The organism is Xanthomonas sp. LF07-6 (assembly GCF_034105445.1).
Classification (GTDB): domain Bacteria; phylum Pseudomonadota; class Gammaproteobacteria; order Xanthomonadales; family Xanthomonadaceae; genus Xanthomonas_A; species Xanthomonas_A sontii.
Genome location: NZ_JAXGGI010000001.1, coordinates 820,605 through 843,108, shown reverse-complemented (window position 1 = coordinate 843,108; position 22,504 = coordinate 820,605). Strand labels below are relative to the sequence as shown.

The 22,504-nt window shown below is 70.2% G+C and carries 21 protein-coding genes; 17 read left to right on the top strand and 4 right to left on the bottom strand.

Going from position 1 to position 22,504, the window contains the following annotated elements:
- Nucleotides 1–238 precede the first annotated feature (238 nt).
- Both SLW56_RS03550 and SLW56_RS03545 read left to right on the top strand, forming a co-directional pair.
- A complete protein-coding gene (locus tag SLW56_RS03550; protein WP_152236546.1) occupies nt 239–733 on the top strand; it encodes a hypothetical protein in 495 nt (164 codons plus the stop codon).
- 136 nt (nt 734–869) lie between these two features.
- Complete coding sequence (locus SLW56_RS03545) at nt 870–1,610, top strand: pseudouridine synthase (protein WP_295916333.1); 741 nt, start codon at nt 870–872, stop codon at nt 1,608–1,610.
- On the opposite strand, the gene SLW56_RS03540 is transcribed toward SLW56_RS03545, so the two are convergent.
- Both SLW56_RS03540 and kbl read right to left on the bottom strand, forming a co-directional pair.
- Nucleotides 1,564–1,953 carry an HNH endonuclease gene (locus tag SLW56_RS03540; protein ID WP_320694352.1) on the bottom strand — a complete coding sequence of 130 codons (390 nt, stop codon included), beginning with the start codon at nt 1,951–1,953 and terminating at the stop codon, nt 1,564–1,566. The genes SLW56_RS03545 and SLW56_RS03540 overlap by 47 nt on opposite strands.
- A gap of 1 nt (nt 1,954) precedes the next feature.
- The gene (gene kbl / locus SLW56_RS03535; protein WP_017910772.1) at nt 1,955–3,157 is read right to left on the bottom strand and encodes a glycine C-acetyltransferase; all 1,203 of its coding nucleotides are present in this window, start codon (nt 3,155–3,157) and stop codon (nt 1,955–1,957) included.
- Nucleotides 3,158–3,350: 193 nt separating this feature from the next.
- On the opposite strand from kbl, the gene SLW56_RS03530 reads away from it, so the two are divergent.
- The 5 genes from SLW56_RS03530 (at nt 3,351) to SLW56_RS03510 (ending at nt 8,484) form a co-directional block, all read left to right on the top strand.
- Entirely contained in the window at nt 3,351–4,373 is a 1,023-nt protein-coding gene (locus SLW56_RS03530) for a sulfate ABC transporter substrate-binding protein (RefSeq protein WP_267084692.1), read from the top strand.
- A gap of 256 nt (nt 4,374–4,629) precedes the next feature.
- The gene (locus SLW56_RS03525; protein ID WP_320694403.1) at nt 4,630–5,478 is read left to right on the top strand and encodes an ABC transporter permease subunit; all 849 of its coding nucleotides are present in this window, start codon (nt 4,630–4,632) and stop codon (nt 5,476–5,478) included.
- Nucleotides 5,478–6,434, top strand: coding sequence for a sulfate ABC transporter permease subunit CysW (gene cysW / locus SLW56_RS03520; protein ID WP_295925499.1), 957 nt, complete (start codon nt 5,478–5,480; stop codon nt 6,432–6,434). Before SLW56_RS03525 ends, cysW begins: the two co-directional genes overlap by 1 nt.
- A gap of 7 nt (nt 6,435–6,441) precedes the next feature.
- The gene (locus tag SLW56_RS03515; protein WP_017914302.1) at nt 6,442–7,482 is read left to right on the top strand and encodes a sulfate/molybdate ABC transporter ATP-binding protein; all 1,041 of its coding nucleotides are present in this window, start codon (nt 6,442–6,444) and stop codon (nt 7,480–7,482) included.
- 303 nt (nt 7,483–7,785) lie between these two features.
- A complete protein-coding gene (locus SLW56_RS03510; protein WP_152244630.1) occupies nt 7,786–8,484 on the top strand; it encodes a TorF family putative porin in 699 nt (232 codons plus the stop codon).
- Nucleotides 8,485–8,573: 89 nt separating this feature from the next.
- Here the strand turns inward: SLW56_RS03510 and tdh are convergent, their stop codons facing one another.
- Complete coding sequence (gene tdh, locus SLW56_RS03505; RefSeq protein ID WP_026144006.1) at nt 8,574–9,605, bottom strand: L-threonine 3-dehydrogenase; 1,032 nt, start codon at nt 9,603–9,605, stop codon at nt 8,574–8,576.
- A 151-nt stretch (nt 9,606–9,756) separates the two neighbouring features.
- Here tdh and SLW56_RS03500 point away from each other — a divergent pair, with 151 nt between their 5' ends.
- The 10 genes from SLW56_RS03500 to SLW56_RS03455 all read left to right on the top strand — a co-directional run bounded on the left by SLW56_RS03500 (nt 9,757) and on the right by SLW56_RS03455 (nt 21,418).
- The gene (locus SLW56_RS03500) at nt 9,757–11,916 is read left to right on the top strand and encodes a S46 family peptidase (protein ID WP_320694351.1); all 2,160 of its coding nucleotides are present in this window, start codon (nt 9,757–9,759) and stop codon (nt 11,914–11,916) included.
- A gap of 165 nt (nt 11,917–12,081) precedes the next feature.
- The gene (locus SLW56_RS03495; RefSeq protein ID WP_152236555.1) at nt 12,082–12,726 is read left to right on the top strand and encodes a histidine phosphatase family protein; all 645 of its coding nucleotides are present in this window, start codon (nt 12,082–12,084) and stop codon (nt 12,724–12,726) included.
- A 422-nt stretch (nt 12,727–13,148) separates the two neighbouring features.
- The gene (gene folC / locus SLW56_RS03490; RefSeq protein ID WP_320694350.1) at nt 13,149–14,408 is read left to right on the top strand and encodes a bifunctional tetrahydrofolate synthase/dihydrofolate synthase; all 1,260 of its coding nucleotides are present in this window, start codon (nt 13,149–13,151) and stop codon (nt 14,406–14,408) included.
- Between the two features lie 69 nt (nt 14,409–14,477).
- Nucleotides 14,478–15,563 carry an SPOR domain-containing protein gene (locus SLW56_RS03485; protein ID WP_320694349.1) on the top strand — a complete coding sequence of 362 codons (1,086 nt, stop codon included), beginning with the start codon at nt 14,478–14,480 and terminating at the stop codon, nt 15,561–15,563.
- Nucleotides 15,564–15,658: 95 nt separating this feature from the next.
- The gene (locus tag SLW56_RS03480; RefSeq protein WP_017908612.1) at nt 15,659–16,420 is read left to right on the top strand and encodes a CvpA family protein; all 762 of its coding nucleotides are present in this window, start codon (nt 15,659–15,661) and stop codon (nt 16,418–16,420) included.
- Between the two features lie 28 nt (nt 16,421–16,448).
- Entirely contained in the window at nt 16,449–17,915 is a 1,467-nt protein-coding gene (gene purF / locus SLW56_RS03475) for an amidophosphoribosyltransferase (protein ID WP_017913998.1), read from the top strand.
- Between the two features lie 37 nt (nt 17,916–17,952).
- Nucleotides 17,953–18,501 carry a hypothetical protein gene (locus SLW56_RS03470; RefSeq protein WP_150410606.1) on the top strand — a complete coding sequence of 183 codons (549 nt, stop codon included), beginning with the start codon at nt 17,953–17,955 and terminating at the stop codon, nt 18,499–18,501.
- Nucleotides 18,453–19,304, top strand: a complete 852-nt coding sequence (locus tag SLW56_RS03465; RefSeq protein ID WP_267100339.1) for a ferritin-like domain-containing protein — start codon at nt 18,453–18,455, stop codon at nt 19,302–19,304. Before SLW56_RS03470 ends, SLW56_RS03465 begins: the two co-directional genes overlap by 49 nt.
- A 230-nt stretch (nt 19,305–19,534) precedes the next feature.
- Entirely contained in the window at nt 19,535–20,779 is a 1,245-nt protein-coding gene (locus SLW56_RS03460) for a zinc-dependent metalloprotease (protein WP_152236565.1), read from the top strand.
- Between the two features lie 141 nt (nt 20,780–20,920).
- Complete coding sequence (locus tag SLW56_RS03455) at nt 20,921–21,418, top strand: hypothetical protein (RefSeq protein ID WP_320694402.1); 498 nt, start codon at nt 20,921–20,923, stop codon at nt 21,416–21,418.
- A 317-nt stretch (nt 21,419–21,735) separates the two neighbouring features.
- Here the strand turns inward: SLW56_RS03455 and lpxH are convergent, their stop codons facing one another.
- Nucleotides 21,736–22,473 carry a UDP-2,3-diacylglucosamine diphosphatase gene (gene lpxH, locus SLW56_RS03450; protein ID WP_320694348.1) on the bottom strand — a complete coding sequence of 246 codons (738 nt, stop codon included), beginning with the start codon at nt 22,471–22,473 and terminating at the stop codon, nt 21,736–21,738.
- Nucleotides 22,474–22,504 lie beyond the last annotated feature (31 nt).

Genomic DNA, 22,504 nt, shown 5'->3' with positions numbered 1-22,504 from the left:
TTTGTTTTTGTGGGTGGGAAATGTATGTCGGTGTCGTTGTGGGAGCGGCTTCAGCCGCGACAGACGTCCTGGAAATGCCTGCCGCAGCTGAAGCCGCTTCTGCAGGATGCACAAAGCATTCAAGCTGAATTTTTTCAGCAATCCCAATTATTTAGCGCATGTAGTGCCGGTAACAGTTGAAAGCACGCCGGGGCCTGCCTACACTCGCTCGTCGACTCGCCTGAATGGAAAAAAACCGATGCTGCGTATCGTGACGGCCAGCCTGCTCGCGCTCGCCCTGATTCCTGCGGCCCATGCCGCACCGGATTGCTCCGGCGATCTGCTGCCCAAGCCGCTGGCGTTGCCGGCCACGGTCGCCGCGCCGGTCGCTTCGGAACTGTTCAGCCGCAACGTGCAGCTGGGCATGCCCAGCGGCGTGCTGACCCAGTCCTACAGCAGCGACCAGTCGCTGGACCGCGTGCTGCTGCGACTGCGCGCCGAAGGCTGCCAGAGCCTGGCCAACGCCACCCCGGGCGCGGTGAAGCCGAACGATCCGGCTGCCTACAAGCCGGCCACGGCCTTCGACAACACGCCGTGGCGGTTCGACATGAGCCAGAACGGCAAGCGCATGACCGCCGAGGAGTTCGACGCCTGGATGAAGGCGCGCGGCGTGCGCGTGGTCAAGGCGCGTCCGGCTCCGGCACCCGCCGCCGCCGCCGAGGCGCCGGCGCCGGCCGACGCCAACAAGCAGTAAGTCCGGCGCGCGGCCGCTCGCGGCCGCGCCCGTTCGCGCCGTGCGAGGGGCCAAGCCGCCGCGTTCCCGCCGTCCGGCGTCGTCCCCGGCGGCGCCCGCGCGTCCGCGCTCGCCCGCGCGCAGCACCGCGCCGGCCGTGCCGAGGCACGGCCTGGCCCGCACCCTGTCCAAGCTGGGCCTGTGCTCGCGCACCGAGGCCGCGCGCTGGATCGCCGCCGGCCGCGTCGCCGTCGACGGACGCATCGTCACCGATCCCGAATTCCCGATCCTGCAGGGCCGCCACCGGCTGGCCGTGGACGGCGCGCCGCTGGCCGACACCGCGCGCCGGTACCTGATGCTCAACAAGCCGCGCGGGCTGGTCACCAGTGCGCAGGACGAACGTGGCCGCGACACCGTGTACCGCTGTTTCGACGGTGCCGGCCTGCCGTGGCTGGCGCCGGTCGGGCGCCTGGACAAGGCCAGCGAGGGCCTGCTGCTGTTCAGCAACGACCCGCAGTGGGCGGCGCGGGTCACCGATCCGGGCAGCGGCCCGGACAAGACCTATCACGTGCAGGTGGACGCGGTGCCCGACGCGGCGCTGCTGGCACGGATGTGTGCCGGCGTGGTCGACGATGGCGAACCGCTGCGGGCCAAGCAGGCGCGCCTGCTGCGCCAGGGCGAGCGCCATGCCTGGCTGGAAGTGGTGCTGGACGAAGGCCGCAACCGGCAGATCCGGCGGCTGCTGGCCGCGCTTGGCCTGGACGTGCTGCGGCTGGTGCGGGTAGCGATCGGCGACCTGGTGCTGGGCGACCTGGGCAAGGGCGCGTGGCGCGAGCTCAGCGCCGCCGAAGTCACGGCGTTGGCGCCGGCGGACGCCAGCGCGCCAGCCGCGCGCTGAGCAGGGCGGCGACCACCTCACGGGCGCGCGCGTCCTGCGGCCCGCGTGCGTCGTGGTGGCGGCCCTTGGCGTGATTGCAGCCGGCGCAGGCCAGCGCCAGGTTTCGGGCATCGTTGGGATCGTCGCCGACCTGGGCGCAGAGCGCCGCGGCGACGCGGCGCCCGAACCAGGCCTGCGGCACTACGTGTTCCAGCGTGCTGTGTCCGAGCGGTTCGCCGTCAGCGCGCAGGCGCAGGCGCCGGCGGCAATGCAGGCAGCGGGTCTCCCAGCCGTCCTCCAGCGCTTGCGCCTGGGCGTCGGTCTGCGCCGCCAGCAACAGCCGTTGGCGCAGCGCGGCGCGCATCTCAGGCGGCGAGTACGCCCAGTTCGCGGCCGATGCGGGTGAACGCGTCGATCGCCTGGTCCAGGTGGGCGCGGGTGTGCGCGGCGCTGATCTGGGTGCGGATCCGCGCCTGGCCCTTGGGCACCACCGGGAAGAAGAAGCCGATGGCGTAGATGCCCTCCTCCAGCAGCCGCTCGGCGAAGCGCTGCGCCAGCGGCGCGTCGTACAGCATCACCGGGCAGATCGGATGGGTACCGGGCTTGATGTCGAACCCGGCGGCGGCCATGCGCTCGCGGAAGTAGGCGGTGTTCTCGACCAGGCGCGCGCGCAGGTCGTCGGCCGCGTCGAGCATCGCGAAGGCCTTGATGCCGGCCGCGACCACGTGCGGCGGCAGCGAGTTGGAGAACAGGTAGGGTCGCGAGCGCTGACGCAGCAGTTCGATCACCTCGCGGCGGCCGGTGGTGAAACCGCCCAGCGCGCCGCCCATGGCCTTGCCCAGGGTGCCGGTGACGATATCGATCCGGTCCAGCACGCCCTTGACCTCGGCCGAGCCGCGGCCGCTGGCGCCGAGGAAGCCGGTGGCATGGCATTCGTCGATGTGCACCAGCGCGTTGTACTTCTTCGCCAGCGCGGTGATCTCGTCCAGCGGGGCGATGAAGCCGTCCATCGAGAACACGCCGTCGCTGGTGATCAGCTTGGTCTTGCAGCCGGCGGCGTCGGCCGCCTGCAGCTGCGCTTCCAGGTCGGCCATGTCGCAGTTGGCGTAGCGGAAGCGCTTGGCCTTGCACAGGCGCACGCCGTCGATGATCGAGGCATGGTTGAGCGCGTCGGAGATGATCGCGTCGTGCTCGCCGAGCAGCGGTTCGAACAGGCCGCCGTTGGCGTCGAAGCAGGCGGCGTAGAGGATGGTGTCCTCGGTGCCGAAGAACGTGGCGATCTGCGCTTCCAGTTGCTTGTGCAGGTCCTGGGTGCCGCAGATGAAGCGCACCGAGGCCATGCCGAAGCCGTGCGTGTCCAGCGCGTCCTTGGCGGCTTGGATCAGTGCCGGATGATCGGCCAGGCCCAGGTAGTTGTTGGCGCAGAAGTTCAGCACGCGGCGGCCGTCGGCGAGGACGATTTCCGCCGCCTGCGGGCCGACGATGATGCGCTCGGACTTGAACAGGCCCTGGGCGCGGATCGCGTCCAGTTCCTCGGCGTAGTGCTGGGTGAGGCGGGAGTCGGTCATGACGGGCACGCGCGGCGGAAAGAAGCGGCGATGTTACCGCGGCGCCCGCGCCGGCCGCGGCCGTCATGCACAAATGGCATGAGTCGCTGCCGGGAAGTCATTTCACCCGCCGCCTGCCGCTGCGCAGCATGCGTCATGGTCCGCGGCGGGTATCGGCCGCGGCGTCGGCCTGTGTGTTTTCGGAGAACCGCCCATGTCCAGCCTTCCGCCGCGCCGCTGGCGCCCGCTGCTCGCGCTCGCCTTGTGCGTGTTCGCCGGGGCCGCGGCCGCCGCCGAGACGCAACTGCTCAACGTATCCTACGATCCCACCCGCGAGCTGTACCGGGACTACAACGCCGCCTTCGCCAGGCACTGGGCGCAACTGCATCCCGGCGAGCAGGTCGCGGTGGAGACCTCGCACGGCGGCTCCGGCAAGCAGGCGCGCGCGGTGATCGACGGGGTCGAGGCGGACGTGGTGACGCTGGCATTGGCCTACGACGTCGATGCGATCGCCGCCAAGAGCAAGCTGATCGATGCGAACTGGGCCACGCGCCTGCCCGACAACAGCGCGCCGTACACCTCGACCGTCGTGTTCCTGGTGCGCAAGGGCAATCCGAAGGGGATCAAGGACTGGCCCGACCTGCTGCGCAGCGGCGTGTCGGTGATCACGCCCAATCCCAAGACCTCCGGCGGCGCGCGCTGGAACTATCTGGCCGCCTGGGCCTACGCCGACCACATCTTCAAGGGCGACCGCGAGCGCATCCTCAACTACATGCGCGCGCTGTTCCGCAACGTGCCGGTGCTGGATACCGGCGCGCGCGGCGCCACCACCACCTTCGTCCAGCGCGGCATCGGCGACGTGCTGCTGGCCTGGGAGAATGAGGCGTTCCTGGCGCAGCAGGAACTGGGCCAGGACAAGTTCGAGATCGTGGTGCCGAAGCTGTCGATCCTGGCCGAGCCGTCGGTGGCGCTGGTCGACAAGAACGTGGACAAGCACGGCACCCGCGCGGTGGCCGAGGAATACCTGAAGTACCTGTACTCGCCGGAAGGACAGAAGATCGCGGCCAGACACTATTACCGGCCGCGCCATCCCGAGTACGCCGATCGCGCCGATCTGGCGCGGCTGCCGAAGGTGCGCCTGGTCACCATCGATCAGGCGTTCGGGTCCTGGGCCAAGGCGCAGGCCACGCACTTCGACGACGGCGGCCTGTTCGACCAGATCCAGGCGAGCAAGTGACGCGATGGCCGTGACCGCCGCCGCCGTCGCCCGCGCCCCGCGCCAGCGCCGGGTGATGCCGGGGTTGGGGCTGAGTCTGGGCATCACCCTGACCTGGCTGGGACTGGTGGTGCTGATCCCCTTGTTCGCGGTGCTGCTCAAGACCAGCGGGCTGGGCTGGGACGGCGTGTGGCGGGTGTGGAGCGAGCCGCGGGTGCTGGCGGCGTTGCGCTTGAGCTTCGGCACCGCGTTGGCCGCGGCCGCGTTCAATGCGGTGATGGGCACCTGGGTGGCCTGGGTGTTCGTGCGCTATCGCTTTCCCGGCAAGCGCCTGTTCGACGCGATGATCGATCTGCCGTTCGCGCTGCCGACCGCGGTGGCCGGCATCGCCCTGACCGCGTTGTACGGCAGCAACGGCTGGATCGGACGCTGGCTGGAGCAGCCGACGCAGGCGCTGGCGGCCAGCCTGCCGACGCTGGTCTGGTGGTGGCCACGGCTGGCGCTGCTGCTGGCGCTGGCGGCGACCGGCTACGCGCTGCTGCGGCGTAGCCAGGCGCTGCTGCCGGCACCGCTGCGTGCGCTGCAGCGCCTGCTCGGCACGGTCGCCGTGCTGAGCCTGGCCGCACTGGGCGTCGGCGGCCTGCTGATCGGCTATGTCGGGCTGATGCAGGTCAGCGGGGCGAGCGGGGTCAAGGTCGCTTACGCGCCACTGGGCATCGTCGTGGCGCTGGTGTTCGTGGGGCTGCCGTTCGTGGTGCGGATCGTGCAGCCGGTGCTGGCCGAGGCCGAGCGGGAACTGGAAGAGGCGGCGGCCACGCTCGGTGCCGGGCGCTGGCAGACGGTGCGCCGGGTCGTGCTGCCGACCCTGTGGCCGGCGGTGCTGACCGGATTCGCGCTGGCCTTCGCGCGTGGCGTCGGCGAGTACGGCTCGGTGATCTTCATCGCCGGCAACCTGCCCAATGCCACCGAGATCGCGCCGTTGCTGATCACCATCCGCCTGGAAGAGTTCGACTACGGCGGCGCCAGCGCGATCGCCGCGGCGATGCTGCTGTTGTCGCTGCTGTCGCTGCTACTGGTGAATGGGGCGCAGGCCTGGTTCGCGCGGCGCGGCAGGGCGGTGGCGTGATGGTGTCGGTCGTGTCCGCGCTGGCCGCGCACGTCCCCGGGCAGGCCGGTGCGGTCGCCGTCGCCGCGCACGTGCAGGCTTCGGTGGTCGACGAGCCGCGCTGGGTGCGGCGGTTGCTGATCGGCGGCGCGCTCGGCTTCCTGCTGGCGTTCCTGCTGCTGCCCTTGCTGCTGGTGTTCACCGAGGCGTTGCGCAGCGGCGTCGGCGTGTTCTGGCGCGCGATCTCCGATCCGGACGCGCTGGCGGCGATCCGCCTGACGCTGCTGGTGGCGGCGATCGTGGTGCCGTTGAACCTGGTGTTCGGCGTGGCCGCGGCCTGGGCGGTCAGCAAGCACCGTTTCCCCGGCAAGCGCCTGCTGGTGAGCCTGATCGACCTGCCGTTCTCGGTGTCGCCGGTGGTCGCCGGCCTGTTGTTCATCCTGATCTTCGGCCGCAACGGCTGGGCCTGGCCGTTGATCGACAAAGGCGTGTGGCTGCACCTGCCGCCGCTGGGCGACGTGTCGCTGCATCTGCCGCGCATCGTGTTCGCGCTGCCGGGCATCGTGCTGGCGACCACCTTCGTCACCTTTCCCTTCATCGCCCGTGAGCTGATGCCGCTGATGGAGCAGCAGGGCGACGACGAGGAACTGGCGGCGCTGAGCCTGGGCGCCAGCGGTTGGCAGACGTTCCTGCGGGTGACCTTGCCGAACATCCGCTGGGGCCTGCTGTATGGCGTGCTGCTGTGCAGTGCGCGGGCGATGGGCGAGTTCGGCGCGGTGTCGGTGGTGTCCGGACAGATCCGCGGGCGCACCAACACGCTGCCGCTGCATGTGGAGATCCTCTACAACGAATATGCCTACAGCGCGGCCTTCGCCTGCGCCAGCCTGCTGGCGCTGACCGCGCTGCTGACGCTCGCCGTCAAGTCCTGGCTGCACTGGCGCCACGGCGCGGCGCTGGCCGCCACTCACCGACATTGAGGTTGCAATGAGCATCCGCGTACAGCATCTGGGCAAGCGCTTCGGCGATTTCGCCGCGCTCGACGACGTCAGCCTGGACATCCGCCAGGGCGAACTGCTGGCGCTGCTGGGGCCCTCCGGCTCCGGCAAGACCACGCTGCTGCGGGTGATCGCGGGGCTGGAACATGCCGACCGCGGACGCGTGCTGATCCACGGCGAGGACGCCACCGCGCTGTCGGTGCAGGCGCGCCGGGTCGGCTTCGTGTTCCAGCACTACGCCTTGTTCAAGCACATGAGCGTGTACGAGAACATCGCCTTCGGTCTGCGTGTCCGCCGCGAGGCGCGCTGGAGCGAGTCGCGCATCCGCGCGCGGGTGCAGGAACTGCTGGCGCTGGTGCAGTTGCACGACCTGGAGCGACGCTACCCGGCGCAACTGTCCGGCGGCCAGCGCCAGCGCGTGGCGCTGGCCCGCGCGCTGGCGATCGAGCCGCGCGTGCTGTTGCTCGACGAACCGTTCGGCGCGCTCGACGCGCAGGTCCGCCGCGACCTGCGGCGCTGGCTGCGCGAGCTGCACGAACGCACCGGCCTGACCACGGTGTTCGTCACCCACGACCAGGAAGAGGCGCTGGAACTGGCCGACCGCGTGGCCATCCTCAACCGCGGCCGGATCGAGCAGATCGGCAGCCCGGCACAGGTCTACGAACAGCCGGCTTCGCCCTTCGTCTACGCCTTCGTCGGTGCGGTGAACCGGCTGCCCGCGCGTCTGCACGACGGGGCGGTGCAGGTCGGCGGCCTGGCCTTGCCGGCGCCGTCGACGCCGCTGTCCAGTGGTCCGGTCGAGCTGTATGTGCGGCCGGAAGACCTGGCGCCAGGCAACGAGGGCTGGGCGGCGACGGTGCTGTCGATCCAGCGCAGCGGCCCGCGGCTGCGCCTGCGTGCGCAGTTGGCGCACGGCCACGACGAGGTCGAGGTGGAACTGCCGGCGGGTGAGGGGGCACCCGACTACGCGCCGGGCCAGCCATTGCACCTGCGCGCACGCCGTTTCGGGGTCTTCGCCCGGCCCGACTGAGGCGCCATCGCGCCCTGCCGATCGGCGATCGCCCGCGCCTGCGCATTGGTGTGGCCAGCGGCTGCCTGCCCGGTCGCGGCCTGACCGCCAACTCCCGGACGAGGGCCTTCCCTGGCAGGCCGGCTCCCGCTGTCGGCGGCTCGCTGTGTCCGCGCTTGGCGCGAATCCGGGGTTTTGTGTCACGGCGTGGCATGCGCCGCGTGAAAAGTTGTTGCACTGCACGATCAAAGCAGTTAAAAAACCGTAAAGGCGCATCCGCCTCGTCGCTGCACCCCTCCCTCGTCAACCCTAGGAGAATGACCGGTGAACAAGACCACTCTCGCCCTGGCCGTCGCACTGGCCGCTTCGCCGCTCACCGTCCTGGCCCAGGACGAGCCCACCTCGCCGATCACCGGCTCCTATGGCGTGGTCAGCGACTACGTGTTCCGTGGCGTCTCCCAGACCGACAAGGGCCCGGCGTTCCAGGCCGGCCTCACCTACACCTCGCCGTTCGGCCTGTACGTGGGCACCTGGGGTTCCAACGTCGATTTCGGCGCGGGCGATCCGGATTGGGAAGTGGACGGCTTCGTCGGCTACAACGTCGATTTCTCGCCGGACTGGAACTTCGACGTGATGGTCAACCGCTACGGCTATCCGGGCGCCGGCAAGTCGAACTACAACGAACTGATCACCAAGACCAAGTTCCTCAAGACCTACACCCTGACCGTGGCCTACACCGACAACGTGTACAACCTGGACCGGGACAGCTTCTACTACGCGCTGGACGGGAACTGGTCGCTGCCGCAGGGCTTCAGCGTCGGCGCGCACGTCGGCCGCACCACCTACGAAAGCGCGTTGACCGCGTACCAGGACTACACCGACTACAACGTCAGCGTGGGCAAGATGGTCGGCCCGCTGGCGTTGAGCGTGGGCTACTACGACACCGACAACAAGGGCGCGGCGAACTTCACCGAGCGCCTGGCCGGTCACCGCGTGGTGGTCTCGGGCACGATCGCGTTCTGATCGCATCGTCTCGTGAAACGACGAAGGGCGCCGCGAGGCGCCCTTCGTCTTTTTCGGCATCGCATCGCCGCGTAGCCGCGGCGCGCGCATCACCAGCTCAGCACGACCTTGCCGGCCTTGCCTTCTTCCATCAGGTCGAAGCCCTTCTGGAATTCGTCGATGGTCAACTGGTGGGTGAGCACCTTGCCCAGCGGGAAGCCGGACAGCACCAACTGGGTCATCTTGTACCAGGTCTCGTACATCTTGCGGCCGTAGATGCCCTGCACGGTCAGGCCCTTGAAGATGATCTTGTCCCAGTCGCAGCCGGCGCCGCGCGGCATGATGCCGAGCATGGCGATCTTGCCGCCGTGGTACATGCAGTCGAGCATGTCGTTGAACGCGCGCGGATTGCCGCTCATCTCCAGGCCCACGTCGAAGCCTTCCATGTGCAGGTCGGCCATCACGTCCTTGAGCGAGGTGTTGGCGACGTTGACCACGCGGGTCGCGCCCATGTCCGCGGCCAGCTTCAGGCGGAAATCGTTGACGTCGGTGACCACCACGTTGCGCGCGCCGATGTGCTTGCAGATGCCCGCGGCGATGATGCCGATCGGGCCGGCGCCGGTGATCAGCACGTCCTCGCCGATCACGTCGAACTCCAGCGCGCAGTGCGCGGCGTTGCCGTAGGGGTCGAAGAACGCGGCCAGTTCGGACGGGATCTGGTCGGGGATCGGCCACAGGTTGGAGGCCGGCATCACCATGTACTCGGCGAAGGCGCCGTTGACGTTGACGCCGATGCCGACCGTGTTCGGGCACAGGTGCGGACGCCCGCCGCGGCAGTTGCGGCAGTGGCCGCAGACGATGTGGCCTTCGGCCGAGACGCGCTGCCCGACCTCGTAGCCGGTGACCGCCGAGCCGAGCTGGGCGATGCGGCCGACGAACTCGTGGCCGATGGTCAGGCCGGGCTTGATGGTGCGCTGGCTCCACTCGTCCCACAGGTAGATGTGCAGGTCGGTGCCGCAGATCGCGGTCTTTTCCAGCTTGATCAGCACCTCGTTGGGGCCGGGCACCGGCACCGGCACCTGTTCCAGCCAGATGCCCTTGGCGGCCTCGCGCTTGACCAGCGCCTTCATTGTTTGCGCCATGTCGGTGCAGATTCGATGGGAAGAGGGCGCGCAGTATAAGCGCCCGGCCGACGCGGCCATGTTGCGGCGCGGTCAGGGTGCCATTGGTCACGGTCCGGCCGCTTGATGACAGCCGTTACACTCTAACGTCTGTCATCAAGGAAGCTATTCGATGCGTTCGAATTCGTTGGCTGTCGCCATCGCCGCCGTGGCCGCCCTGTCCGGCGCCTCCGTCGCCCACGCTGGCGAGGGCATGTGGGTCCCGCAGCAGTTGCCGGACATCGCCGGGCCGCTGCAGCAGGCCGGCCTGAAGCTGTCGCCGCAACAACTGTCCGATCTCACCGGCGACCCGATGGGCGCGGTCGTCTCGCTCGGCGGCTGCACCGCCAGCTTCGTCTCGCCGCAGGGCCTGGTGGTGACCAACCACCACTGCGCCTACGGCGCGATCCAGCTCAACTCCACTCCGCAGAAGAACCTGATCCGCGACGGCTTCAGCGCCGCCAGCCAGGGCGCCGAACTGAGTGCGGGCCCGAACGCGCGCATCTACGTGCTCGACCGCATCACCGACGTCACCGCGCAGGCCAAGGCGGCGATGGCCGCCGCCGGCAACGATGCGCTCAAGCGCACGCAGGCGCTGGAGGATTTCGACAAGGCCCAGGTCGCCGCGTGCGAAGCCGATGCCGGCTACCGCTGCGAGCTGTACAGCTTCTCTGGCGGCAACACCTACCGCCTGTTCCGCACCCTGGAAATCCGCGACGTGCGCCTGGCCTACGCGCCGCCGTCGGGCATCGGCAAGTTCGGCGGCGACGTCGACAACTGGATGTGGCCGCGCCACACCGGCGACTTCTCGTTCTACCGCGCCTACGTCGGCAAGGACGGCAAGCCGGCCGCCTACGCCAAGGACAACGTGCCGTACCAGCCCAAGCACTTCCTGAAGTTCGCCGACCAGCCGCTGGGCGCCGGCGATTTCGTCATGGTCGCCGGCTACCCGGGCCGCACCAACCGCTATGCGCTGGCCTCCGAGTTCGACGCCACCGCGAGCTGGGGCTACCCCATCGCCGCGCGCCAGTACCGCGACCTGATCGCGTTGGTCGAGCAGGCCGGCAAACAGAACCCGGACATCCAGGTGAAGTACGCCGCGACCATGGCCAGCTGGAACAACGTCGCCAAGAATTACGAGGGCCAGCTGGAGGGCTTCAAGCGCATCGACGCGGCGGCCAAGAAGCACGCCGAGGAAGACGCGGTGCTGGCCTGGCTCAAGCGCCAGGGCGGCGAGGGCAAGGCCGCCCTGCAGGCGCATGCGCAACTGCTGGCGCTGGGCGAGCAGGCCAAGGCCACCCGCGATCGCGACCTGGTGCTGCGGCAGATGCGCCGCACCGGCGTGCTCGGCAGTGCGGTGTCCCTGTATCGCCTGTCGATCGAACGCGCCAAGCCGGACGCCGAACGCGAGCCGGGCTACCAGGAGCGCGACCTGCCCGAGATCGAGGGCGCGATGAAGCAGATGGAGCGCCGCTACGTCGCCGCCATGGACAGCCAGTTGCAGCGCTACTGGTTCGACCAGTACCTGAAGCTGCCGAAGGCGCAGCGCCTGCCGGCGCTGGACCAGTGGCTGGCCGGTGCCGACGCGCAGGCCGCCGCCACGCGTCTGGCCGGCACCCAGCTGGGCAATACCGAGGCGCGCCTGAAGTGGCTGCATGCCGACCGCGCCGCGTTCGAGGCCAGCGACGACCCGGCGCTGCGCTATGCGGTGGCACTGATGCCGACCCTGCTGCAGATCGAGCAGGACGAGAAGCGGCGTGAGGGCGAGGAACTGCTGGCGCGTCCGCGCTACCTGCAGGCCGTGGCCGACTACAAGAAGAGCCAGGGCGAGTTCGTGTATCCGGACGCCAACTCCTCGCTGCGCATCACCTTCGGCAACGTCAAGGGCTACGTGCCGAAGGACGGCGTGGCCTACACCCCGTTCACCACGCTGGAAGGCGTGGTCGCCAAGGACACCGGCGTGGAGCCGTTCGACTCGCCCAAGGCGCTGCTGGAGGCGGCCAAGGCCAAGCGCTACGGTGGGCTGGAGGACAAGCGGCTGGGCACGGTGCCGGTCAACTTCCTGTCCGACCTGGACATCACCGGCGGCAATTCCGGTTCGCCGGTGATGGACGCGCACGGCAAGCTGGTCGGCCTGGCCTTCGACGGCAACTGGGAGTCGGTGAGCTCGAACTGGGTGTTCGATCCGGCGATGACGCGCATGATTGCGGTCGATTCGCGCTACCTGCACTGGATCATGCAGGAAGTGATGCCGGCGCCGCGGCTGTTGAAGGAGTTGAACCTGGCCAGGTGAGCCGGGTTCCGGCGGGCGGCGGCTACGGCCGCCGTCCGCATGTCCGCCCCGGCACGCGGCGGCGGGCACGCGGGATGCAGCACAGGGTTTCCGGCGACGGAGCGGGTATCATGCCGCTCCGTTTTCGTTTGCGAGACGGCCCCTTCCCCCCAAGGAATCCAGCGCATGCGCATTCTGCTCGCCCGCCATGGCGAAACCCCGTGGAACGCCGAAGGCCGCTACCAGGGCCAGATCGACATCCCGCTGTCGCCGGTCGGCGACGCCCAGGCGCAGGCGCTTGGCGCACGCCTGCGCGAGGTGTCGCTGACCCGCGCCGTGGCCTCGCCGCTGTCCCGTGCGCAGCGCACCGCGCGCTTCGCGCTGGGCCCTGAGCGCGAGGCGTTGCTGCAGACCGATCCGGACCTGCAGGAGATCGCCCATGGCGAGTGGGAAGGCCTGCTGGCCAGCGAGATCCACGAGAAGGACCCGGCACGCCTGCGCGCCTGGCGCGAGGAACCGGATACGGTGCTGATGCCGGGTGGCGAGTCGCTGCGGCAGGTGCTGGAGCGTTCCTGGCGCGGCCTGACCCGCGCCGCCGAGGGCCTGGGCGAGCACGACACGCTGCTGGTGGTGGCGCACGATGCGGTCAACCGGGTGATCCTGTGCCGGGTGCTGGGCCTGCCGATCGCGCGGCTGTGGAGTTTCCGCCAGGCGCCGACCACGCTGAACCTGCTGGAAGGGCCGGATGTGGAGCATCTGGAAGTGGTGCGCTTGAACGATTGCGCGCACCACACGCCGTTCTTCGGCGAGGCGAAGCATCGGGCGCTGTAGGACGAACAAGATGCGCGTATAGCGTGCGTCGTCTCGTCGACGAGTTGATCTGTCCCGCTTCCGATGCGGTTCGCTTGGCCGTTGCCGTTGCCGTTGCCGTTGCTGTGCTTTTGCTTTGCTTTTCGGGATCCCGTGAGCCGCGGCACTTGGCCTGGGCGAAAACCCCGAAGGGGCGGCGCGCAGGAAGCGCGCCGTTTTTCGCCGGCACATGGATGTGCCGTCGAAAAATGCCCAGGCCAAGTGCGCACCCGGAGCGCGTAGCGCGGAGGGCGCGGCGCCCGGGTGTGCTTTCTTTTGGTTACTTTTCTTTGCACAAGCAAAGAAAAGTGACTCGCGCGTCAGCGCGAAAGCTGTCGCTCCAAAGCTGTTGCTTCTGACGAAGGCGAGCGAGCGCGCTTGCCTGAAAGGCTAGAAATACACAAATGAACACCCTCCCCGAATGGCTCGCCTACATCGAGCGCCAGCACCCCCAGGACATCGCCATGGGCCTGGAACGGGTGCGCGCGGTCGCCGCACGCATGCACCTGACCAAGCCAGCCAAGCACGTCATCACCGTTGGCGGCACCAACGGCAAGGGCTCGACCGTCGCCTTCGTCGAGGCCATCGCGCGTGCCGCCGGCTGGCGGGTGGGCAGCTACACCTCGCCGCACCTGCTGCGCTACAACGAGCGCGTGCGCATCGACGGCGAAGAGGCCAGCGATGCCGATCTGGTGACCGCCTTCGCGGCAGTGGAGGCCGCGCGCGGCGACACCGCGCTGACCTACTTCGAGTACGGCACGCTGGCGGCGTTGTGGCTATTCCAGCAAGCCAAGTTGGATCTGGCCGTGCTGGAAGTCGGCCTCGGCGGCCGCCTGGATGCGGTGAACCTGGTCGATGCCGATGTGGCGGTCATCACCACCGTGGACATCGACCACACCGACTGGCTCGGCACCGACCGCGAAGCGATCGGTGCGGAGAAGGCCGGCATCGCGCGGCCGTGGAAACCGCTGGTGCTCGGCGAGATCGATCCGCCCTCCAGTGTGCTGCGCCGCGCCTACGCGATCGGCGCCAACGCGCTGCGCGCCGGCAGCGACTTCTTCCACGAGCCGATCGACGCCGGCCGCTGGCGCTGGCGCGACGTCGGCACCGAACTGCAGTTGCCGTTGCCGCAGCTGCGCGCGCCGGTGCAGCGCGCCAACGCCGCCACCGCCATCGCTGCCTTGCGCGCGCTGCGCCGCTCGCTGCCACGCAACGCCTACGCCGAAGGCATCGGCGCCGCGCGCCTGCGCGGACGCCTGCAGCCGTGCGTGCGCGACGGGGTGGAGGTGCTGGTCGACGTCGGCCACAACCCGCAGGCGGCCCGCGAACTGGCCACCGCGCTGCAGGCGCAGCCGGTCGCCGGCCGCACCTGCGCCGTGTTCGCGGCGCTGGCCGACAAGGACGCCGCCGGGGTGGTGGAGGCACTGGCCGCGCAGGTCGATGCCTGGCACCTGGCCGGCCTGGCCGGCAACCGCGGCCAGAGCGCTGCGCAGTTGCGCACGCGGCTGGCGGGGACCGCCGCCGCCGAGGCCGGCGGCGCCGAGAGCGTGGCGCAGGCGCTGCAATCGGCGTTGGCGCAGGCGCATCCGGGCGACCGGGTGCTGGTGTTCGGTTCGTTCCATACCGCCGCCGAGGCCTTGCACTGGCTGCATTCAGCCGGCTGATCCCGCCTCCGCGCGGGCCCACCTTATAATCGGCACGGCACTCCGCCACGCCGCCCCCTCAGCCTTTCCGTGGATACCGTCCTGAAACAGCGATTGATTGGCGCCCTTGTCCTGGTAGCGCTCGCCGTGATCTTCCTGCCGATGCTGGTGAAGGGGCCTGCGCCCGACAGCGGCGTGGCCAATGTGCCGCTGAAGGCGCCCGACGCGCCGGCCGACGGCCAGTTCGAGACCCGCGAGCTACCGCTGGTGACCCCGGGCGACGCACCCAGTGGCGGGGCGGTGGGCATGGCCAAGGCGCCGGGCGCCGCCGCTGCGCCGGCGCCGGTCAAGGACAACCCCGATGCCGCCGATCTGGCCGATCCGGCCGCCGGCAGCGCCGCGCAACCGTTGCCGCCGAGCACGGCCGCCGGCAACTACGCGGTGAATTTCGGCGCCTACGCCACCGCCGCCGACGCCGATGCGGTGATCGCGCGGCTCAAGCAGGCGCAGCTGCCGGGCTTCCGCGAGCAGGCCACGATCGGCGGGCGCCAGGCCTGGCGGGTGCGGATCGGGCCGTATGCCGATCGCGCCCAGGCCGAATCCGTGCGCCTGCAGGCGGTCAAGGTCCGCAACGACGTCAACGCCCAGGTGGTGACCCTGGATGCGGCGCCGAGCAACGCCACCCCGGCCAGCGCTACGCCGGCCGCCGCCAGCAACGTCGCCGCCGTCGCGCCCGCCGCCCCGGCCAGGACCGAGGCGCTGCCGCCGGAGCCGGCCAAGCCGGTCGCCACCACCAAGCCGGCGACGCCGCCGGCGCCCAAGCCGGAGCCGGCCAAGCCGGCTGCGACCAAGCCCGAACCCGCCAAGCCCGTGGCCACCCCGGCCACCACGGCGGCCGCCAAGCCGGCGCCGAGCGTGCCCGCCGCGCCTGCCGCTTCCGGCACCGGCTTCGCCGTGCAGCTGGGCGCGTTCGGCAAGGCCGAGGACGCCAATGCCCTGCGCGACAAGGTGCGCGCGGCCGGCTTCAGCGCCTTCGTCGAGCAGGTGCGCACCGACAAGGGCGCGCTGAACCGGGTGCGGGTCGGCCCGGTCGCCAACCGCGCCGATGCCGAGCAGTTGCGCGCCCAGGTGGCAGCCAAGGTCGGTATCAGCGGTATGGTACGTCCACATCCTTGATCGGGCTTCGGCCCATGGAGTAGCACGATGGTCCAGGGAAGGCAGGCGCGACGCGCGATCGGCGCGATGCAGCGGCTCGGCCGCGGGAGGCGCGCATGATCGACATGGTGCTGTTGACGGTGATCCTGGTCTCGGCCCTGCTCGGGGCCCTGCGCGGGTTCGTCGGCATCGTGGTCGGCACGCTGTCCTGGTTCCTGGCCGGCTGGGCCACGTTCCAGTTCGGCGGCAATGCCGGGCAGTGGCTGGCCAACGGGTCCCGGCCGAGCATGAGCTACTACCTGGGCGGCTACGCGCTGACCTTCGTGACGGTGATGGCGGTGGTCGGCATCACCGGCATGGTGATCCGCACCGCGGTGCGCTCGACCGCGCTGTCGGGCACCGACCGCGCGCTCGGCTTCGGCCTGGGTGCGGCGCGCGGCGGCTTCTTCGCCGCGGTGCTGGCGTTCCTGATGAGCTTCACTCCGCTGACCCGCGAGCCGGACTGGCAGCATTCCATGGTGCTGCCGGTGCTCAAGCCGGGCGTGGGCTGGATGCGCGCGCAGATACCGGACTGGCACATGCCGCAGATGCCGCAGATGAACCTGTCGCAGATGCCGCAACTGAACGTGTCGCAGATGAATTTGGGCAACTTGCCCGCGGCAGGCGATAATGCCGCGCTGGGCAACGCCCTGCAGGCCAGTGGGCTGCAGGAGATGATGTCCAAGGCCCTGGGACGTCCCGGGGTGCGGTCCGCGCAGCCCGGGGGCGATCCGTCGCAACTGATGCCCGCGAACATCGATCCGGCGCAGGCGCGTCCGGCGCAATTCGACCCGGCACGGGTCGAACCCAACGGCCAGGCACGGCCACCTTCCCAATAGCGGCATCCCCGCCGCGGAGAGCGTTGACATGTGTGGCATCGTCGGAATCGTCGGCAACCAGAACGTGGCCGGGCAACTCTATGACGGCCTGGCCGTGCTGCAGCACCGCGGCCAGGACGCGGCGGGCATCGCCACCGCCGACGGCACCCGCCTGCGCGTGCAGAAGGCCAACGGGCTGGTCCGCGACGTCTTCGACGAGAAGCGCATGGCGGTGCTGGAAGGCCGCGTCGGCATCGCCCATTGCCGCTATCCGACCGCCGGCTCGGAAGGCATGGACGAGGCGCAGCCGTTCTACGTGAATTCGCCGTACGGCATCGCGCTGGCCCACAACGGCAACCTGGTCAATACCGAAGCCCTGCGCCAGCAGGTGTTCGAGGCCGACCGCCGCAACATCAACACCGATTCGGACAGCGAAGTGCTGCTGAACGTGTTCGCCTACGAGCTCGACGCGCAGCGCATGCTGACCCCGGAGGCGGCGATCCGCGCCGTGGCCGGCGTGCACCGCCGCTGCAAGGGCGGCTACGCGGTGGTCAGCGTGGTGCTGGGCCTGGGCCTGGTCGCGTTCCGCGACCCGCACGGCATCCGTCCGCTGGTGCTGGGCAAGCGCGAGAGCGTGGAGGGCGACGAGTACATCGTCGCCTCCGAGTCCTCGGCGCTGGACATCCTCGGCTTCACCCGCGTGCGCGACGTGCGCCCCGGCGAAGCGCTGGTGATCACCGGCCGCGGCGAGCTGTTCTCCGAGGTCTGCGCCTCGCCCACCGACCACACCCCGTGCATCTTCGAGTACGTGTACTTCGCGCGGCCGGACTCGATGATCGACAACGTCTCGGTGCACAAGGCGCGCATGCGCATGGGCATGAAGCTGGGCGAGAAGATCCTGCGCCTGCGCCCGGACCACGACATCGACACCATCATTCCGATCCCGGACACCTCGCGCGACGCCGCGCTGGAGATCTCCAACGTGCTCGGGGTGAAGTACCGCGAGGGCTTCGTCAAGAACCGCTACATCGGCCGCACCTTCATCATGCCGGGGCAGGGCGAGCGGGTGAAGTCGGTGCGCCGCAAGCTCAACCCGATCCACCTGGAATTCCGCAACCGCGTGGTGCTGCTGGTCGACGACTCGATCGTGCGCGGCACCACCAGCCGGCAGATCGTGCAGATGGCGCGCGACGCCGGCGCGCGCAAGGTGTACCTGGCCAGCGCCGCGCCGCCGGTGCGCTATCCCAACATCTACGGCATCGACATGCCGGCCGCCGACGAACTGGTCGCGCACGGCCGCAGCGAGCAGGAGATCCAGGAATTCCTCGGCTGCGACTGGCTGATCTACCAGGACCTGGAAGACCTGGAGACCGCGGTGCGCGAGGGCAACCCGGAACTGAAGGCGTTCGACTCCTCGTGCTTCAACGGCCAGTACACCACCGGCATCGAACCCGGCTATTTCGAGCGGATCATGCAGCTGCGCTCGGACGAGGCCAAGCGCAAGCGCCGTGCCTGAGTCCCGCCGCCGCCGCGCCCGGGCGCGGGCGCGGCGCATGCTCGCGCTGGCGGGTCTGGCGGCGCTGTGCGGCGGCTGCACTGCTGACGACGCCACGCGGCCGGTGCAGGCGCTGGACGATCCGCGCCTGCGCGACGGCAGCGTGCCGAGTGCGCAGTTGACCATGCTGCAGCTGTACATGGCCCCGGACCAGCTGGCGGTGCTGCAGCCGGGCTACCGCGCACCGTTGGCGATCGCCGGCGCGCAGCGCATTGGCGAGGACCTGCTGCTGCTGCGCCTGCGTGCGCAGGGCTCCTCCGACGACGTGCGCGCCGATGCGCCGCAGTGGGGGTATGCCGTCGATTGCCGGGATGGCACGGCGCGCCTGCTTGCCGCCGGCATCGGCGTCGACGCCGGCTGGCCGTCGGGCGCACCGCTGGCGAGCATCCCCGAACCGCCCGCGGCCGACCGCCGCAGCGCCTTCGCCCTGGCCTGCGCACATCGCGTGGACTGCGTGTTCAAGGTGCCCGGCAACCGCTGCGAGCAGGCCCAGCGCACCTGGCTGGAACGGCGCCAGGCGGCAGCGCATCCGCCGGTGGCACCGTGAACGGCGACCTGTACCAGGCCGCGCGCGCCTGCCTGGACGCCGCCGACCCCGACGAGAAGGTGGCGCTGACCCAGCGCCATGCCGCGGCCTGGCGCGACGGCGCGCTCGCGGTGCCGGCCGTGGCGCCGGCGCCCGAGCCGATCCGCATGCCGGGGCGGCCACCGCGACCGCTGCTGGTGCATCCACGCGAGCTGCCGCGGCGCGGCCTCGGCAGTGCCGAGGGCCGTGCGGCGTTCATCCACGCCATCGCCCACATCGAACTCAACGCCATCGACCTGGCCTGGGACGCGGTCTACCGCTTCCGCGGCCTGCCGCCGGCGTTCTACGCCGACTGGGTGGCGGTGGCGGACGACGAATCGCGCCATTTCGTGCTGCTGCGCGACCGCCTGCGCGCGCTGGGCCATGCCTACGGCGATTTCGCCGCGCACAACGGCCTGTGGGAGATGTGCGAGAAGACCGCCCACGACGGCCTGGCGCGGATGGCGTTGGTGCCACGCGTGCTGGAGGCGCGCGGCCTGGACGTGACCCCGGGCATGATCGCCAAGCTGCGCGCGCTCGGCGACGACGCCACCGCCGATATCCTGGACATCATCCTGCGCGAGGAAGTGGCGCACGTGGCCGCCGGCTCGCGCTGGTACCGCTGGTACTGCGCGCAGGCCGGGATCGAACCGCGCGCCCGCTTCGCGGCGCTGCTGCGCGAGTACGCCGGCGGCTACCTGCACGGCCCGTTCAACCTGCAGGCGCGCCTGCTGGCCGGGTTCGACGAGGAGGAATTGCTGGCGCTGCAGCAGCAGGCCGGCTGAGGCGGCGTCCTCCCGCGGCATGGCGCCCGGGTCGCGTCAACGCGCAGGCGGCGGCATGAACGCCTGCGCGCGCGTTCTGTGACGCCTATCTCCGAGCGGAGACCCCGCTGCATTTGTTGCTTGCGCTGAACGGTGGCTGAGCGGCTAATCGAACTCCCCCGCGCGGCCTCCCCCGTCTCCGGCCGCGCGCGGGGCGACGTTCGTCCCTACTCACCACCCAGGAGTCCGACATGAAGTCGATGTGCAGCCTTACCGCGATGCTTGCCCTGTGTGTCGCCGGTTCCGCCTCCGCAGCCGGAACGCCCCTTTTCCAGAGCAGCCAGTACGTCTCCAAATCCATCGCCGGCGAGCCGGCGCTGAGCCGCCTGCTGGCCAATCCCGCCACCGGCGCGGTGCAGCGGGTCGGCGTGAACGCCGCCGCGGTCACCGCCGGACAGAAGCAACTCGAACTGGACCTGCTGGGCCAGCGCATCACCGCCACGCAATTGAAGACCGAGCAATTGGAAGGCGGCAACAGCATCTGGTACGGCAATCTCGGCAATGCCGCGGTGGCGCGGACCCGCGCGCTGTCCGGCCTGGATCCGCTGAACTCGGCGATCCTGGTGCGCAGCGGCGACACCATCACCGGCAGCATCCGCAGCAACGGCACCCTGTTCCACCTGCGTCCGATCGCCGGTGGCGGCCATGTGCTGGTGGAGGTCGACGAACGGCGCATGCCGGCCGAGCATCCGGCCGACTACGCGCTGTTGCCGACCGTGCAGATGCCGCAGTCGGTGATCGACGAACGCGTGACCGCCGCCGGTGCCTCGTCGGGCTCGCCCGCGACCATCCGCGTGCTGGTGGTCGCGACCAACAAGGCGGTGACCAGCTACGGCGGCAACATGCAGTCGCTGGTGCAGTTGGCGGTGGCCGAGTCCAACCAGGGCTATACCAACAGCAACGTCGGCATCACCATGCAACTGGCCGGCTACGAGACCACCAACTACACCGAGTCGGGCGACTTCAACACCGATCTGACCCGCTTCCGCGGCACCAGCGACGGCTACATGGACAGCATCCATACCTCGCGCAACAGCACCGCGGCCGACGTCGGCGTGCTGATCATCGACAACTCCGCCTATTGCGGCCTCGCCTCGGGCATCGGTTCCACCGCCGCCACCGCGTTCGCGGCGGTGTACTGGGATTGCGCCACCGGCTACTACAGCTTCGCCCACGAGATCGGCCACCTGCAGAGCGCGCGCCACGACGTGGCCACCGACTCCAGCACCTCGCCGTACGCCTATGGCCACGGCTATCGCTACGGCAACAGCTGGCGCACGATCATGGCCTACAACTGCACCAGCAGCTGCCCGCGGCTGAACTACTGGTCCAACCCGAACGTGTCCTACAACGGCGTGCCGATGGGCAATGCCAGCACCGCCGACAACCAGCGCGTGCTGGTCAACACCAAGGCGACGGTGGCCGGGTTCCGCTGAGCCGGCGCGCGCGTGGCGCAGGCTGCCTGCCTGCGCCACGTGCGGCGAAGACGGCCGGAGCGGGCGCGGCGGCGCCCGCTTCGGCTATGCTGGGAAGCGGCGCCGGCACGGCCGGTGGCGACCGACTTCCTGGGAACGACGATGTTCAAGCGCATGCGACTGCCGGCCGCGCTGCTGCTGGCGATGCTGAGCGCGGGCTGCGGCCCCGCCCCCGATCGGCAGACCGATACGCCGTCGCCGACCGCCAAGACCGAGGCGCCACGGGCGACCCCGCCGGCCGCACCGGCCGACACCTTCGACGGGAACCGCGCGATGGACGTGTTGCAGGCGCGCCTGTCGGCCGATCATGCCTATCCCGATCTGCAGTGCCTGGGCTACGCCGTCGAGGACGGCGAGGGCGCCGCCTCCCCGGCAGCGTCTGCAGCGGCCGCACCCGGGGCCGCCGCGCCGGCGGCGATCGAGATCGCCGTACGCGAAAAGCACGGCGACGGCTGTCCGGGCGACCCGCAGACCGAGCCGGTCCGCGACCGCTTCCGTGTCGAGCGCTCCGGTGCGATCCAGTGGTACGACGTGGTCGACGGCGATTTCGTCGAATACGCGCAATGGCGGCAGCAGCAAGCCGGTGGCGGCTTGCCCTGACAGGCGGATTTTCGCACCGCGCCGCGCGCGTGGTCGCGGCGCTGCGCGGCCAGAAAACGCGGGTGGAGGACGGTGGCCTGGATGTGAGCGGTGTCGACGTCGCGGCCCGGATTGTCAGGCCTGATTGCGGACTGCCATGAAGTGGGCGGAGACGACCCGGTGTACTGGGATGCCGTCATCGGCGGCCCTGCGGAATCCGGGGCCGGAGCGCTATTCGGCGCCGTCCTGTAGCCGCGCCGCGTTCTCAGGGAAATGCGTTGCCGCGAAGTGCCGGGTGCGCATCGCCGGGCTGCCCGCGGCCGCGCCGGACGCTGGCGCTAGAGCTGTTGCAGTTGGCAGCCCTGCGCGTCCACGCGCAGCACCGAACCCTGTTCGTACCAGTCGCCGAGCACGATGCGGGTGCAGGCGCGGCCCTCCACGTCCAGCGCATGCACCGCTGGCCGGTGGGTGTGACCATGGATCATCCGCGCCACGCTGTAGCGGGCGAAGGTGGCGGCGACTTCGGCCGGGGTCACGTCGGTGACGGTTTCGAACTGCGCGCTGTCGTCCTGTTTCAACTCGGCCTGGCGCGCCTGGCTGGCGGCGCGCGCCTGTTGCGCGTAGGCGATGCGCGCGGCCAGCGGCTGCGCCAGGAACTGCTGCTGGAAGGCCGGGTCGCGGGTCTGCGCGCGGAACGCCTGGTAGGCGGTGTCGTCGGTGCACAGCAGGTCGCCGTGCAGCAGCAGGGTCGGCTCGCCGTACAGATCGATCACGCAGGGATCGGGCAGCAGGCGCAGGCCGGCACGCTGCGCGTAGTCGGCGCCGAGCAGGAAGTCGCGGTTGCCGTGCATGAAGAACACCGGCACCCCGGCCTCGTGCAGCGCGTGCAGCTCCACCGCCACCGCATCGGCCGCCTCGGACGGCGTGTCGTCGCCGATCCAGGCCTCGAACAGGTCGCCGAGGATGTACAACGCCTCGGCCTGCCGCGCCTGCCCGCGCAGGAAGTCGAGAAACAGCGCGGTGATCGCCGGCCGTGCCGGGTCCAGATGCAGGTCGGAGATGAACAGCGTGGTCATTCGGCCATTGTAAGGCCGGGAGTGGGGAATC